The organism is Lentzea indica, assembly GCF_012184385.1.
Lineage (GTDB): Bacteria > Actinomycetota > Actinomycetes > Mycobacteriales > Pseudonocardiaceae > Lentzea > Lentzea indica.
The window spans coordinates 13,100-27,254 of the sequence record NZ_VSRL01000115.1 but is presented as its reverse complement, the minus strand read 5'-3'; the positions used below and the strand labels follow the sequence as shown (position 1 = coordinate 27,254).

Genomic DNA, 14,155 nt, shown 5'->3' with positions numbered 1-14,155 from the left:
CGATCGCCGACCCGGCCGCGCAGGCCAACGGCGCCACGCAGCTGCTGGCGCTGGCCGCGTTCTGCGTGCTGGTCGTGCGCGCGGTGCGGTACTTCGGCGCCGCCGCCCGCCGCAAGGTCGTCGTCGAGATCAGCCGTGAGGGCATCGCGACGACCCGCAACGGCAAGTTCCACCAGTACTGGTGGTACGAGCTGGCACGGGTGCGCGTGGTGCCGCACAAGAAACGGCCGTGGGTCGTCGTCTGGCTGAAGGACCCGGCCCCGCGCCGCTTCTTCGGCGCGCATCACGGCGGTGTGCGGGTGTTCCCGATCGCCCACGAGCGGACCAGGCGGCGGCGCGAGCGCGATGTCGCCGAGCTGCGCGCCGCCCTGGCCTGGTACCTGCCGCGGTCCTACGACGGCCGCTGATCCGTCCACTCGTAGGTGATGGTGGCCGTCATCGTCACCATGCCCTCCGGCATGTGGTTCTCCTGCGAGGGTTTGCGTTCCTCGAAGCCGGTCACCTGCCCCGTCACGGGGTCGATCGTGAACTGGGTCCGGCCGCCGCCTGCCGACACCTTCCCGTTGTCCCAGCGGATCTCGGGCGACTCGGCGAGCTTGCGGTAGAGCGCGGCCTTCTCCTCGTTCGTGGTGAACGGCGAGAGCATCGCCGACGAGGCGTCCTCCAGCTTCTGCTCGGGATCCGTGCGCAACGGCAGCGACAGGCTGTCTTCCTTGCACGGGGTGGCCGCGCAGAACGAGCCCCACAGCAGCGGGCCCCGGAAGCTGTCCGGACGGGCCTCCTCCGGTGGTGGCTGGAAGCCGGAGACCGCGCGTCGCCTGCCGGTGAAGTTGCGATAGATCACGACCATCTCGCCCGGCGCGGTGGGCAGCCACACGGTGATCTCGAACTCGATGGCCGTGACGCCGGTCCGGCCGTTGTCGTTGATGGCGAACGTCTGCCACCCCAGGTACCTGATGTGCCGGTACTTGGCCGCCGGCTTCTCGGCCACCTCCAGCAGGGTCGCCGCCTCGGTCAGCGAGGTGGCGGGGGCCGTCGGCATCGTGGCGGGCGCGTCGCGCTGCGCGGGCCGCAGGAGGACCACGAGACCGGTGATCATCACGACCGCCGTGGCGGCCGCGGCGATGCCGACCCAGTTGCGCGACCGGCGCTTCGGCTTCTCGGCGAGGAGCTGCTCGCGCAGGCGGCCAGCCGCACGTCGTCGGCGGGCCGCATCGGGTACAGCTCGGCGAGGTCGTCGTCCAGCACGTCACGCATGTTCCACTTCCTTCAGCTTGGCGCGCAGGCGGTGCAGGCGGGACCTCGCGGTGCCGGCGTTCATCTCCAGGGCTTCCGCCGCCTCCTGCACGCTCAGCCCGGCGAGCGACACGAGCAGCAGCAGGTCGCGGTCGGCGTCGGACATCTTGGCCAGCGCACCGGCGATGCGCCGCAGGTGCGAGCGTGCGTCGATGCGGGTGACCACCGTGTGCTCCAGCGACTCGGCGACACCGAGGTCGACGCCGTAGCGTTCGGCGGTCCGCAGCAGGCGGGTCTCGCGCTTGGCGTGGCCGCGCAACAGGTTCGTGGCGATGCCGTAGAGCCAGCCGACGATGCTGCCCCTCTCCGGGTCGTAGGTCTCCTTGCCGCGCATGGCGGCCAGAAACGTCTCGCTGACCAGGTCGTCAGCCACGTCGACACCGACCCGCCGCGCCAGATATCGGTGCAGCGGATGGGCGTGCTCGTCGAACAGCTCCGCGAACATCACGCCCCCAGTTGGCTTCTCGCGGCACCAGTGTTGCAGTGACCTGGGTCACACTGCGTTGGATTCCCAATTGGAGTGGACGGGCTGATGATGATGTTCGCATGACGAACTGGACCGTGAGGGTCGCTGACGCCGCGCGTTCGCAGCTCAACCGCGAGTACAACGCGGAAATGATCAGCCGCTACTGGGGACGGCCCACCAACGATGCCGAGATCGACGCCTACGAACGCGACGAGCAGGACCACGACGTGCCGGTGTTCCTCGTGGTGTCGCGCGACGGCGAGGACGTGGGGTGCCTGGGCATGCGGTTCCTCGGCGACGGGGCCGGCGAGCTGACCCGGATGTTCGTGCGCGCGCCGTTCCGCGGGCAGGGCGCCGCCTCGGCGTTGCTCGTGGCGATGGAGGCCGAGGCTCTCAAGCACGGTGTCACGGTGCTGCGGCTCGACACGCGCAACGATCTCGTCGAGGCGCGAAGCCTGTACGCCAAGCACGGTTTCGCCGAGATCGACCGCTACAACAACGCCGAATACGCCGATCACTGGTTCGAGAAGAGTCTGAAAAGGCTAACGTCCGCTCATCCGGTCGCGATGTCCTGAGAAGGTCGGGATGACGCTCGCCAGGAGGCATTGAACATGCGGTTGCGTCCACTGGTGATGGCTGTCGCCGTCACCTCGGCACTGGTGGTGACCCCGGCCTCGGCGGCACCGGCCGGCCGAGTCCTAGGTTACGTCGCCAACAACGGCGGCGGAGTGTCGGTGATCGACACGGCCACGAACGCGGTGTCCGAGACGATCGCCGACAGTGGCGGCAGCTCGCCGTACATGGCGGCGGTCGCGTTCGACGGAACTCGCGGCTACGTGACGAACTCCGTGCACAACACGCTGACCGTTATCGACACACCGACCAACACGGTCGACAAGTCCATCCCCGTCGGGAGCCACCCGGCGGGCGTCGCGGTCGCCCCTGGTGGCGGCTTCGTCTACGTCACCAACTACGCGGACGGCACGGTCTCCGTGGTCGACACCGCCACGCTGACGGTCACCGCGACCGTCACGGTCGGCCAGAACCCGGACGGCGTGGTCGTCACGAAGGACGGCAAGTCCGTCTACGTCACGCACGACGTCGTGGGCCCCAGCAAGGTCTCGGTCATCGACACCACGGCCAACGCGGTCGTCGCCACGATCAACGTGGGCAGCACGCCCACCGCGGTCGCGGCCTCCGCGGACGGCACGCGCGTGTACGTGGTCAACAAGGGCTCCGACGACATCTCCGCCATCGACGTCGCCACGCGCACCGTCGTCGGCACCGCGAAGGTCGGCTTCGTGCCGCACGGCATCGCGTTGTCGCCCAACGGAACCCGCGCGTACGTGACGAACAGCGAGTTCGACTCGGTGTCCGTTGTGGACCTGACGGCGATGGCGGAACTGCAGAAGATCGTGGTCGGCGACCGCCCGATCAGCGTGGCCCTCACGCCGGACGGTGCCAGCGCCTACGTCACGAACTTCAACAGCAACACGGTGTCGGTCATCGACACGGCGTCCAGCACGGTCACCGGCTCCATCGCGGTCGGCGAGCGCCCGGTGGGCATCGCGATCAACTTCGTGCCGCCCGCCGCGTCGAAGCTCGTCGCGGGCAGCGCCCAGCTGCAGCTGCGGCTCCTCGGCTTCACGGTCCGCTCGCTCGACGCGACGCTGACCGAGAAGCACACCGGGGCGCCGATCGCCGGCGAGAAGATCGTGTTCCGCACGGTGAAGGGCAACCCGCTCTGCACCGCCACGACCAACTCGTCCGGCAAGGCCACCTGCGACGCGAACGTGTCGCTGCTGGTCGGTCTGTCAACGCTGCTGCAGGGCTTCACGGCCTCGTACGCAGGCAACGACGAGCACGGTGGCGCTGCGGCGCACGGTTCCATCACCCTGTTGTAGACATCGGAGTTGTCACGGTTGTTACATCCCTTGACTCGGACGAAATGCCCGGCATAGCGTCCGAGTCATTGGATGTCTTCCGGTGACCGCCGCCCCGGATCACGAGGGGAGTGTCCGTGGCGGTGAGAACGCTGGCCGTGGCTGCCTTGGTCGCGGGACTGGTGGTCGTGCCACCCGCGCAGGCCGGTGAACGCGGCCCGCAGGCGGTCGTCAGCACCTCTGGCGGAGCGGTCACCCTGGCGGTGACGCACAACGGCAAGACGGTCGTGCAGCCGTCGCCGGTCGGGATCACGACCGAGCGCGCCGACCTGTCACTCGGGCTGACCCCGTCCGGCAAGTCGCGCCGGGCGATCTTCGAGCACTACCGCACGGCGTCCGGCAAGAAGCGCGACCGGTACGTGCGGGCCACCGAGACGACGTACCGGTTCACGTCCGGCTCCAACAGGCTCAACCTCGTGGTGCGTGAATCCGCGGACGGTGTCGCGTACCGGTACGAGCTGCCGCAGGACACCGGTGCGGTCACGGGCGAGGCCTCGGCGTTCGTCCTTCCCTCGGACGCGACCGCGTGGCTCGCGAAGTTCCGGCGCGACTACGAGAACCCTTTCCTGCAGCTGATGGCCGGAAGCGCCGAGCAGGCCGAGTACATGCACCCCGCGCTGTTCGACGTCGGCGGCACGTACGCGCTGATCACCGAGTCCGATGTGGACGGACGTTACTCCGGTGGCCGCCTGGTGCACGCCGGTGGTGGCCGGTACCAGGTCAAGCTGTGGGACGAGAAGGTCGCGGTGTCCGGCGCGCTGAAGACGCCGTGGCGCACCGTGATCGTGGGCTCGCTCGCCACGGTCGTCGAGTCGACCCTGGTGGACGACCTCGCGCCGGCGTCCCGCGTGCGTGACACGTCGTGGATCAAGCCCGGCCCGGCCGTCTGGACCTGGCTCGCCGGTGGCCGTTCGGTCCAGCAGGACCTGGCCAGGCAGAAGGAGTTCGTCGACTACGCGGCCGCGCGCGGCTGGCCGTACGTCGTGGTCGACGCCGGGTGGTACGACGACCCGAACTGGCGGCGGACCAGCTTCGTCCCGGAGCTCGTGCGGTACGCGAAGGCGCGCAACGTCGGCATCCACACGTGGGTGCGGTTCAGCAGCGTCGACACCGCGGAGAAACGCGCGGACTACCTGCCGTGGCTGCAACGCTGGGGCGTGCAGGGGCTGAAGATCGACTTCATGGACTCCGACGGCCAGGAGCGCTACCGCTGGTACGACGAGATCCTGCCCGAGACGGCCCGCATGCACTTCCTGATCAACTTCCACGGCGCCACGCTGCCGCACGGCATCCACCGCACCTGGCCGCACGTCATGACGACCGAGGCGGTGCACGGGGCGGAGAAGTCCAGCGGCCTCACCACCGGTCACATCACCGCGTTGCCGTTCACCCGCAACGTGGTGGGCGGCATGGACTACACGCCGGGCGGCTTCCACCGCGCCCGTGCCAACACAGACGGCGGTGAGCTCGCGCTGTCCGTGCTGTACGAGTCGGGCATCCAGAACCTCGCCGGACGGCCGGACTCCTACGATGCCCGCCCGCTCGCGCGCTGGTTCCTCGAGCAGACGCCGGCCGCGTGGGACGAGACGCGCCTGCTGTCCGGCCGCCCCACCGAAAGCGTCGTGATGGCGCGCCGCAGCGATGACCGCTGGTTCGTCGGCGGTGCGATCGCGGGGGAGGCCCGCACGCTCGACCTGCCCGCGCTCGGCAAGGGTCGCTGGCTGGTCGAGGTCGTGCGCGACGGCCCTGCCGGTCTGGTCAAGGAAACCCACGTCACCTCGGAGAAACTGACCATCCCGGTGGCGAAGGACGGCGGTTTCGCCGCCCTGGTCTGCCGCCCGGATCGCGACACCTGCGCGCGGCCCACGTACGGCATCCCGTCCACGACCGTGAGTGCCACGCCGGAGCAGGTGTCGGTGCAGCCGGGGCAGTCGTTCGAGATGAGCGGCACGTTCACCAACACCTCGAACCAGCCGCTGTACGACGTGACGTTCGCGCCGCGTGTGCCGTCCGGCTGGAGCGCGTCCGGTGCGGTTCGCGCGTTCCGGGTCGCGCCGGGAGAGTCCCTGGCCGGCAGGTGGACCGTGAAGGTCGGCGCGAACCCGGTGGTGGGGCTGACCGACGTGCCCGCCGTCGCGACGTTCACGCCGTACCACCGGTTCGGCTCCAGCGTCGAGGCGGAGAAGGCGACGCGCACCCATGTGTGGAAGCCGTTGCCCGCCGGTCAGTTCTACGTCGCGGGCAACGACAGGTCCGTCGAGGGCAGGACGTTGACGACCGGCGGTGTGCGGTTCGGCAAGGGCATCGGCACGACACCCGCGGACAGGACCGTCGAGCTGGGGACCTGTTCGCGGTTCGAGGCGACGGTCGGCGTGGACGACGAGGTCGACGGCAGGGTGGACCGCGCGGCGGGTGCCGGCGGTTCGGTGACGTTCGTGGTGGTCGGTGACGGGCGAGTGCTCCACGAGAGCCCGCTGCGCAGGTCCGTCGACCCGGCGCTGCCGATCAGCGTGGACGTCGGTGGAGTGAGGTCGTTGACGTTGAGGGTGACTGATGGCGGCGATGGCACCAGTCTCGACAACGCGGTGTGGGGTGACGCGCGGCTGAGCTGCTAGGCGGCGGTGGGCAGGTCGACGCGGAGCGCCGCAGCGAAGTCCTCGCAGGACTGGCGGCAGGCGACTCCGTGGACGACCTGCCACCCGGCTGGCACCTGCAGCACCGCCGGCCAGATCGAGTACTGGCCCGTTGGGCTGACCAGCACCAGGAACATGGTGTGAGCCTGAACGAACGGGGTGGTCATGACCTCAGGGTGACGTGAACCACCTATGGTCCGGCTATCTCTGCGCTCAAGCTCACTCTCCCAGCCCAGGTTCCCGATCCCGGCGCACGTGTGATTACGTGGTGCCGTGACTGTGGAACAGGTGGTCCTCCTGGCAGAGGACGGTTCGGCCATCGGCGTCGAGGACAAGGCGGTCGTGCACCACGCGGACACACCGCTTCACCTGGCGTTTTCCAGCTACGTCTTCGACTCGGCAGGGCGGATCGTGCTCACCCGCCGGGCGCTGCACAAGAAGACGTTCCCCGGCGTGTGGACGAACACCTGCTGCGGTCACCCGCTTCCTGACGAGGACATGGCTCAGGCCGTGCTGCGGCGTCTGCAGGACGAGCTCGGCATGAAGTGCTCCGAACCGGAGCTGCTGCTGCCGCGCTTCCGCTACCGCGCCGAGATGGGTGGCGTCGTCGAGAACGAGATGTGCCCGGTGTTCCGGGTGCTCTCCGACGACGAGCCCACGCCGAACCCGGACGAGGTCGACTCCACCGAACGGGTGGCGTGGTCCGAGTTCGCCTCCGGCGTTCTGGACGGCACGCGCGAGATCTCGCCGTGGGCCAGGCTCCAGGTCGCCGAACTGGTGAAGCTGGGGCCCGATCCGCTCCAGTGGCCTGTCGCGGACCGGTCCGGGCTGCCCAGCGCCGTCAGGCTGGGCTCACCACTCCAGTGAGCCACCGTTCTGGTACTCGATGACGCGGGTCTCGAAGAAGTTCTTCTCCTTCTTGAGGTCCATCATCTCGGACATCCACGGGAACGGGTTCTCCACCTGCTCCCACACCGGCTCCAGGCCGAGCTGTGCGCAGCGGCGGTTCGTGATGAACCGCATGTACTGCTCGCACAGCTCGGAGTTGAGGCCCAGGATCCCGCTCGGCATCGTGTCCCTGCCGTACGCGATCTCCAGCTCGCAGCCCTCCGCGAGCATGGTGCGCACCTCCTTCTGGAACACGTCGTTCCACAGGTGCGGGTTCTCGATCTTGATCTGGTTGATCGCGTCGATGCCGAAGTTCAGGTGGATCGACTCGTCGCGCAGGATGTACTGGTACTGCTCGGCGATGCCGACCATCTTGTTGCGGCGGCCGAGCGACAGGATCTGCGCGAACCCGGTGTAGAACCACATGCCCTCGAAGACCACGTAGAACGCGACCAGGTCCTTGAGGAACGCCTGGTCGTTGTCAGGCGTGCCGGTCCTGAACTCCGGGTCCTCCAGGTGCTGGGTGAACTGCAGCGCCCACGCGGCCTTGTCCGTGATGGACGGGATCTCCCGGTACATGTTGAACAGCTCGCCCTCGTCCAGGCCGAGCGACTCGCAGATGTACTGGAACGTGTGCGTGTGCACGGCCTCCTCGAAGGCCTGGCGCAGCAGGTACTGCCGGCACTCGGGGTTGGTCAGGTGCCGGTACACCGCGAGCACGATGTTGTTGGCCACCAACGACTCGCTCGTGGCGAAGAAGCCGAGGTTCCGCTTGATCATGCGGCGTTCTTCTTCGGTCAGGCCGTTCTTGGATTTCCACAGCGAGATGTCGGCCTGCATGGACACCTCGGTCGGCATCCAGTGGTTGTTGCAGCCGTTGAGGTACTTGTCCCACGCCCAGTGGTACTTGAGCGGCAGCAGCTGGTTGACGTCGGCGCGGCAGTTGATCATCGCCTTGTCGTCGACGGACACACGGGCGGCGCCAGCGTCGATGATGTTCTCGGTGCTCATTACTGGCAGGCCTCGCAGTCGGGGTCGGTGATCGAGCAGTTCGGGTCGGCGACAGCGACCGGGGAGACGGCGTTGAGCTTGCCGTCGGTGCCCTGCAGCGTGGACTTCTCCACGTGCGTGGCGCTCTGCGTGCGCAGGTAGTACGTGGTCTTCAGGCCACGCACCCACGCCAGCTGGTACAGCTCGTCGAGCTTGCGGCCGCTCGGCTGGGCGAGGTACAGGTTCAGCGACTGCGCCTGGTCGATCCACTTCTGCCGGCGAGAGCCCGCCTCGATCAGCCACGAGCTGTCGACCTCGAACGCGGTGGCGTACAACGCCTTCAGGTACGGCGGCACCCTGTCGATCGCGCCGAGGCTGCCGTCGTGCAGCTTCAGGTCCGAGATCATCCGCTCGTCCCAGAGCTTGCGCTGCTTGAGCGCCCGCACCAGGTCCGGGTTGATCACGGTGAAGTCGCCGGACATGTTCGACTTGACGTACAGATTGCGGTACAGCGGCTCGATCGACTGGTTCACGCCGGTGATGTTCGCGATGGTCGCGGTCGGCGCGATGGCCATGACGTTCGAGTTCCGCATGCCGCGCTTGACCTTCTCTCGCACCCTGTCCCAGTCCATCGTGGACTCGCGGTCGACGTCGAGCTCGTCGTCGCCGCGGTTGCGCGCGAGGATGCCGATGGAGTCGATCGGCAGAATCCCCTGGCTCCACAGCGATCCGTCGAACGACCGGTACGCGCCGCGCTCGCCGGCGAGGTCGGCGGACGCCTCGATGGCGTAGTAGCTGATCTCCTCCATGGAGCGGTCAGCGAACTCGACGGCCTCCTTCGACGCCATCGGCGTGCCGAGCGTGAACAGCGCGTCCTGGAAGCCCATCAGGCCCAGGCCGACCGGGCGGTGCTTGAGGTTGGAGTTCCGCGCCTCGGGGATCGTGTAGTAGTTCACGTCGATCACGTTGTCGAGCATGCGCACCGCGGTGCGCACGGTCTTCTCGAGCCGCGCGTGGTCGATGCCCTCGGCCGTGACGTGCTGCGCGAGGTTGACCGAGCCCAGGTTGCAGACCGCGACCTCGTCGATCGTGGTGTTCAGGGTGATCTCGGTGCACAGGTTGCTGGAGTGCACGACACCGCTGTGCTGCTGCGGCGAACGCAGGTTGCACGGGTCCTTGAACGTGATCCACGGGTGACCGGTCTCGAAGAGCATGGTCAGCATGCGCCGCCACAGGTCGACGGCCCGCACCCGGCGGAAGACCTTGATCTCGCCGTTGTCGGCCATCTCCTCGTACGCCCGGTATTTGGCAGCGAAGTCGTCACCGAACGCGTCGTGCAGGTCCGGCACCTCGTCGGGCGAGAACAGCGTCCACTGGCCGTTCGCGCGGACCCGGCGCAGGAACTCGTCCGGCACCCAGTTCGCGGTGTTCATGTCGTGGGTGCGGCGGCGCTCGTCACCGGTGTTCTTGCGCAGGTCGAGAAACTCCTCGACGTCGATGTGCCAGGTTTCCAAGTAGGCGCAGACCGCGCCTTTGCGCCGGCCACCCTGGTTGACCGCGACGGCCGTGTCGTTGGCGACTTTCAGGAACGGCACGACGCCCTGCGACTTGCCGTTGGTGCCCTTGATGTGGGCGCCGATGCCGCGCACCGGGGTCCAGTCGTTGCCGAGACCGCCGGCGAACTTGCTGAGCAGCGCGTTGTTGCTGATGCCGTGGAAGATGCCGGCGAGGTCGTCGTCCACGGTGGTCAGGAAGCAGGACGACAGCTGCGGGCGCGTGGTGCCCGAGTTGAACAGCGTCGGCGTCGAGCACATGAAGTCGAACGACGAGAGCAGCTCGTAGAACTCGATCGCGCGGGCGTTCCTGTCGTCTTCCTGGAGCGCGAGGCCCATGGCGACGCGCATGAAGAACGCCTGCGGCAGCTCGTAGCGGCGGCCGTCGTGGTGCAGGAAGTAGCGGTCGTACAGCGTCTGCATGCCCAGGAACTGGAACTTCAGGTCACGCGAAGCGTCCAGCGCCGCGCCCAGGCGGGTCAGGTCGTAGTCGGCGAGACGCGGGTCCAGCTGGCCGATCTCGATGCCGTGGCGGACGAAATCGGCGAAGTACGACGGGTAGCGCTCGGTCATCTCGGCATGCGACAGCGGGATGCCGCAGGCCTCGGCGCGCAGCTTGTCCAGCAGCAGCCGGGCGCTGACGTAGGAGTAGTCCGGGTCGTGTTCGACCATCGTGCGGGCGGCCATGATCGGCGCGAGCGCGAGCTCGGCGTCGGTGATGCCGTCGTAGAGGTTGCGCTTGGTCTCGGCCAGAACCGCCTCGGCCGACGCGGTGGGAAGGTCGGCACACGCTTCGTTGACGACGCCGGACAGGCGATCCAAGGATGTATGGCGGTCGGGCACGCTCTCTCCTCGCGAGCTCAGCCCGAGGAAACGCATGCGCGCGCCAGCAAGACACCACTGATGCACACAGTCGCCCTCCCTCGGGGCACCGTGTCGTGCGCGCAGGCTTGCGCGCACACCAGTGGCAGGTCTTCGGACTCGTGGGCGTATCGCTCGCGCCTACCGGCCGTCGCTTCCCAGGTCTCGCGACCCAGTGCTTCGTTGACGGCTTTCGTTCCCACTCACCGCTGCGGGGCAGTCCTGGACTTTCACCAGGTTCCCTCTTTCCTCACCGGCCCGTTGAACCGAGTCGGTGAACCACCAGCGCGGCAGATACTACATGTGGTGGTGGGGTCCGGATCGCCACCCAACATGGGCGTGTCGTGGGTTAGGGTGATCAACGTGGGTGATGTTCGGCCGCGGGTCGTCTTCGGTGCTCTGGTCAGCGCGGGGCTCGCCTCGGCATCCCTTGTCGTCGGCGCCTCGGCGCCCGTGGCGAGCGGTGTCCTGGCCGTGTCCGCGGTGCTGGTGATGATCACCACCCGGCGATCAGGGTCACCCCGAGAGTGATCATCACGGCGGCGATCAGGCCGTCCAGCACCCGCCACGCGCGGGGCTTCGCGAACAGCGGGCTGAGCAGCCGGGCGCCGAACCCGAGCGCGACGAACCACGTGATGCTCGCGGTGACCGCGCCGACTCCGAAGAGCCACCGGCCTGCCGCGATGGAGCCGAGCAGGAGCAGGGTGTCCAGGTAGACGTGCGGGTTGAGCCACGTGAGCGCGAGCGCCGTCAGGACTGGCCGGCTGCTGGTGCCGTCACCGGCCTGCATCGACTGCGGGTTGAACGCTCTGCGCGCGGCCAGAAACCCGTATCCCAGCAGGAAAAGCCCGCCGACGATCGCGGCGACGGTGATCGCCTCCGGCCACCTGCGGACGATCGCCCCGAACCCCGCGACTCCCACCGCGACGAGGATCGCGTCCGAGATCGCGCACACGGCGACGACCTTCGCGACGGCATGGCGCCGGAGCCCTTGGCGCAGCACGAAAGCGTTCTGCGCGCCGATCGCGACGATCAGGGTCATCATGGTGCCGAAGCCGAGCAGCAGGTCAGTCACGGGTTCGACGGTATTGACGCCGTCTTGATGAGACCAGCTAAAGATTCTTACGTATCATTAGCGGTCGTGATGGATCTCGACCTGGTGCGCACGCTGCTCGCGGTCGTGGACGCGGGCACGTTCGACGCCGCGGCGGCCGCGTTGCACGTGACGCCTTCCGCTGTTTCCCAACGGATCAAGGCCCTGGAGCAACGGACCGGTCGCGTGCTGCTCGTGCGGGCACGGCCGGTGCGGCTGACGCCGTCGGGGGAGGTGCTGGTCCGCTACGGTCGGCAACTGCTCGCCCTGGACCAGGACCTCGACGCGGCGCTGGGCACGGACGCCGCCGTCCGGGTGCCGATCGCGGTGAACGCCGACTCGCTCGCCACCTGGTTCCTGCCTGCCCTGCAACGGGTCCCGTCGTCGCTCAAGATCTCGTTCGACCTGCACCGCGAGGACCAGGACCACACGACGGCGCTGCTGCGGCAGGGCCTGGTGATGGCCGCCGTGACGTCCTCGCGCGAGCCCGTCGCGGGTTGCACGGTGCGCAGGCTCGGCGACATCCGTTATGCCGCAATGGCATCGCAGTCCTTTGTGGATCAACACGTGGACGGCCCGTTGAAGTCGTGGCTGCCGGACGCGCCGGTCGTGGTGTTCGACCGCAACGACGACCTGCAGGACCAGTTCGTGCGCACGTTGACCCGCGGCCGCGGCGCCTCGGAACACCGCCACTACGTGCCGTCGTCCGAGGTGTACGTGCGGGCGATCGTGGCAGGCCTGGGCTGGGGCATGGTGCCGCCGCAGCAGCTGCAGGACGGCCTGGTCGACCTGGCGCCAGGCCGTACCGTGTCCGTGCCGCTGTACTGGCAGCAGTGGAAGCTCGACTCGCCGGCGTTGAACGCGGTGGCCGGCGCGGTGGAACAGGAAGCGGCCATCGCGCTGCGGTAGGAGTTACCCTCTGTTGACATGACCGGACGAGAGCTCGAGTTCGAAGACCGGTTCACCACATTGGACCGGTGGTACCCGCACTACCTGCCGCACTGGAGCTCCAGCGCGGCCACCGCCGCCCGCCTCCGCACCGGCAACGGCCTCACTCTCCGCATCGACGCCGACCAGGACCCGTGGTGCCCGGAGTTCGACGGCGACACCAGGGTCTCGGGCCTGCAGACCGCGCTGACGGAAGGCCAGTCGAAGTTCCGCCCCGACCTCGTCGTGCGCGAGCCCCAGACCGAGGTGCGGCTGTACACCCCGACGTACGGCCGGTTCGAGATCCGGTGCAAGGCCGTCGACGACCCCAACTGCATGGTCGCGCTGTGGATGATCGGGCTGGAGGACGTGCCGGAGCGGTCCGCGGAGATCTGCATCGCGGAGATCTTCGGCAAGCACGTCTACCCGGCGGCCACCGGTGTCGGGATGGGCCTGCATCCGTTCGGCGACCCGCGCATCAAGGACGAGTTCGAGGTCGTGGACGTGCCGATCGACGGGCGCGAGTTCCACGTCTACGGCGCCGACTGGCAGCCGGGGCGGGTCGACTTCTTCGTCGACGACGAGCTCGTGAACACGGTGATGCAGGCCCCGGACTACCCGATGCAGTTCCAGCTCGCGATCTTCGAGTTCGGGCAGGAACGGGCAGGGCGCTACCCGAAGGAGTTCGAGGTCGAATGGTTCAGGGCCTACCGCTGAACGGGAAGACCGCCGTCATCTACGGCGGCGCGGGCAACATCGGCGGCGCGATCGCCGAGGCGTTCGTGCAGGCAGGTGCCGAGGTGCACCTCGTCGGCCGCACCGAGGCGACGCTCAAGGCGAAGGCCGGGGAGCTGGGTGCCCGCTACGCGGTGGTGGACGCGCTCGACGAGGGGGCGGTGGACCGGCACGCGGCCACGTTCGAACGCCTCGACATCTCCGTCAACGTCACCACCGACAACGACGTCCAGGGCACGCCGATGGTGGAGATGAGCGTCGAGGACTACCTCAGTCCCGTCGTCTCGGCCGTCCGGTCGAAGTTCCTCACGGCCAGGGCCGCCGCACGGCACATGATCAGGCAGAAGAGCGGCGTCATCCTGTTCTTCGGTGGCACGGGGGAGGCGTCGGCGCACCGCCGATGGCAGCTCGGAGGCCTGCTGGCGGCGTTCGACGCGGTCGAGTCCATGCGCCGTCAGCTCGCCGCCGAGCTCGGGCCGCACGGCGTCCGGGTGGTGACGCTGCAGACAGGCGGCATCCCCGAGTCGATTCCCGCCGAGCATCGCGCGCCGATCGAAGCGGACATCGTCGGTGAGACCGTGCTGGGGCGGGCAGCCACGAAGGCGGACGTCGGACGAACCGCGGTGTTCGTGGCCTCCGACTGGGGCAGCGCGATCACGGGAACGCAGGTCAACATCACCTGCGGGAGCGTCCTCGACTGAACCTGTCGGGAACCTGGGGGAATCCTGTCGGCTTCCTGAACCCAGGAACCGCACGGGTTCGCCACCGCG

General features: G+C 68.3%; 15 protein-coding genes, 1 pseudogene and 1 riboswitch. Of the genes and pseudogenes, 9 read left to right on the top strand and 7 right to left on the bottom strand.

Features of this window, described 5'->3' with window-relative positions:
• Positions 1-407: pseudogene (locus FXN61_RS27630) on the top strand (serine/threonine-protein kinase); the annotation flags it as partial.
• Here FXN61_RS27630 and FXN61_RS27625 read toward each other — a convergent pair.
• Genes FXN61_RS27625 through FXN61_RS27615 form a run of 3 tightly spaced genes read right to left on the bottom strand, consistent with a single transcriptional unit; the run spans position 392 to position 1,741 of the window.
• Complete coding sequence (locus tag FXN61_RS27625; protein ID WP_167976939.1) at positions 392-1,099, bottom strand: hypothetical protein; 708 nt, start codon at positions 1,097-1,099, stop codon at positions 392-394. The pseudogene FXN61_RS27630 and the gene FXN61_RS27625 sit on opposite strands and share 16 nt — an antisense overlap.
• Positions 1,099-1,257, bottom strand: a complete 159-nt coding sequence (locus FXN61_RS27620; RefSeq protein ID WP_167976938.1) for a hypothetical protein — start codon at positions 1,255-1,257, stop codon at positions 1,099-1,101. Before FXN61_RS27620 ends, FXN61_RS27625 begins: the two co-directional genes overlap by 1 nt.
• The gene (locus FXN61_RS27615; protein ID WP_167976945.1) at positions 1,250-1,741 is read right to left on the bottom strand and encodes an RNA polymerase sigma factor; all 492 of its coding nucleotides are present in this window, start codon (positions 1,739-1,741) and stop codon (positions 1,250-1,252) included. Before FXN61_RS27615 ends, FXN61_RS27620 begins: the two co-directional genes overlap by 8 nt.
• A gap of 101 nt (positions 1,742-1,842) precedes the next feature.
• Here FXN61_RS27615 and FXN61_RS27610 point away from each other — a divergent pair, with 101 nt between their 5' ends.
• The 3 genes from FXN61_RS27610 to FXN61_RS27600 all read left to right on the top strand — a co-directional run bounded on the left by FXN61_RS27610 (position 1,843) and on the right by FXN61_RS27600 (position 6,320).
• Positions 1,843-2,337: a GNAT family N-acetyltransferase gene (locus FXN61_RS27610; protein ID WP_167976937.1), complete on the top strand. Its 495-nt coding sequence runs from the start codon at positions 1,843-1,845 to the stop codon at positions 2,335-2,337.
• Between the two features lie 36 nt (positions 2,338-2,373).
• Complete coding sequence (locus tag FXN61_RS27605) at positions 2,374-3,666, top strand: choice-of-anchor I domain-containing protein (protein ID WP_167976936.1); 1,293 nt, start codon at positions 2,374-2,376, stop codon at positions 3,664-3,666.
• A 116-nt stretch (positions 3,667-3,782) separates the two neighbouring features.
• On the top strand, positions 3,783-6,320 hold the full coding sequence (locus FXN61_RS27600) for a glycoside hydrolase family 97 N-terminal domain-containing protein (RefSeq protein ID WP_223165626.1): 2,538 nt from the start codon (positions 3,783-3,785) through the stop codon (positions 6,318-6,320).
• Here the strand turns inward: FXN61_RS27600 and FXN61_RS27595 are convergent.
• Positions 6,317-6,505: an MbtH family NRPS accessory protein gene (locus FXN61_RS27595; RefSeq protein ID WP_167976935.1), complete on the bottom strand. Its 189-nt coding sequence runs from the start codon at positions 6,503-6,505 to the stop codon at positions 6,317-6,319. The genes FXN61_RS27600 and FXN61_RS27595 overlap by 4 nt on opposite strands.
• A 112-nt stretch (positions 6,506-6,617) precedes the next feature.
• Here FXN61_RS27595 and idi point away from each other — a divergent pair, with 112 nt between their 5' ends.
• Positions 6,618-7,205 carry an isopentenyl-diphosphate Delta-isomerase gene (gene idi, locus FXN61_RS27590; RefSeq protein ID WP_167976943.1) on the top strand — a complete coding sequence of 196 codons (588 nt, stop codon included), beginning with the start codon at positions 6,618-6,620 and terminating at the stop codon, positions 7,203-7,205.
• Here idi and FXN61_RS27585 read toward each other — a convergent pair.
• Positions 7,191-8,237 (bottom strand): ribonucleotide-diphosphate reductase subunit beta, encoded by a 1,047-nt coding sequence (locus tag FXN61_RS27585; protein ID WP_167976934.1) that lies wholly within the window; start codon positions 8,235-8,237, stop codon positions 7,191-7,193. The genes idi and FXN61_RS27585 overlap by 15 nt on opposite strands.
• Positions 8,237-10,648 (bottom strand): ribonucleoside-diphosphate reductase subunit alpha, encoded by a 2,412-nt coding sequence (locus tag FXN61_RS27580; RefSeq protein ID WP_167976933.1) that lies wholly within the window; start codon positions 10,646-10,648, stop codon positions 8,237-8,239. Before FXN61_RS27580 ends, FXN61_RS27585 begins: the two co-directional genes overlap by 1 nt.
• Positions 10,649-10,718: 70 nt before the next feature.
• Positions 10,719-10,929, bottom strand: a riboswitch (cobalamin riboswitch).
• Positions 10,930-10,993: 64 nt separating this feature from the next.
• Here FXN61_RS27580 and FXN61_RS27575 point away from each other — a divergent pair.
• Positions 10,994-11,161 (top strand): hypothetical protein, encoded by a 168-nt coding sequence (locus FXN61_RS27575; protein ID WP_167976932.1) that lies wholly within the window; start codon positions 10,994-10,996, stop codon positions 11,159-11,161.
• Here FXN61_RS27575 and FXN61_RS27570 read toward each other — a convergent pair.
• Positions 11,127-11,675: a LysE/ArgO family amino acid transporter gene (locus FXN61_RS27570; protein WP_167976942.1), complete on the bottom strand. Its 549-nt coding sequence runs from the start codon at positions 11,673-11,675 to the stop codon at positions 11,127-11,129. The genes FXN61_RS27575 and FXN61_RS27570 overlap by 35 nt on opposite strands.
• Positions 11,676-11,774: 99 nt before the next feature.
• Here FXN61_RS27570 and FXN61_RS27565 point away from each other — a divergent pair, with 99 nt between their 5' ends.
• Genes FXN61_RS27565 through FXN61_RS27555 form a run of 3 tightly spaced genes read left to right on the top strand, consistent with a single transcriptional unit; the run spans position 11,775 to position 14,086 of the window.
• The gene (locus FXN61_RS27565) at positions 11,775-12,632 is read left to right on the top strand and encodes a LysR family transcriptional regulator ArgP (protein WP_167976941.1); all 858 of its coding nucleotides are present in this window, start codon (positions 11,775-11,777) and stop codon (positions 12,630-12,632) included.
• 18 nt (positions 12,633-12,650) lie between these two features.
• On the top strand, positions 12,651-13,367 hold the full coding sequence (locus FXN61_RS27560; protein ID WP_167976931.1) for a glycoside hydrolase family 16 protein: 717 nt from the start codon (positions 12,651-12,653) through the stop codon (positions 13,365-13,367).
• The gene (locus tag FXN61_RS27555; RefSeq protein ID WP_167976930.1) at positions 13,346-14,086 is read left to right on the top strand and encodes an SDR family NAD(P)-dependent oxidoreductase; all 741 of its coding nucleotides are present in this window, start codon (positions 13,346-13,348) and stop codon (positions 14,084-14,086) included. The genes FXN61_RS27560 and FXN61_RS27555 overlap by 22 nt, the downstream gene beginning before the upstream one ends.
• Positions 14,087-14,155 lie beyond the last annotated feature (69 nt).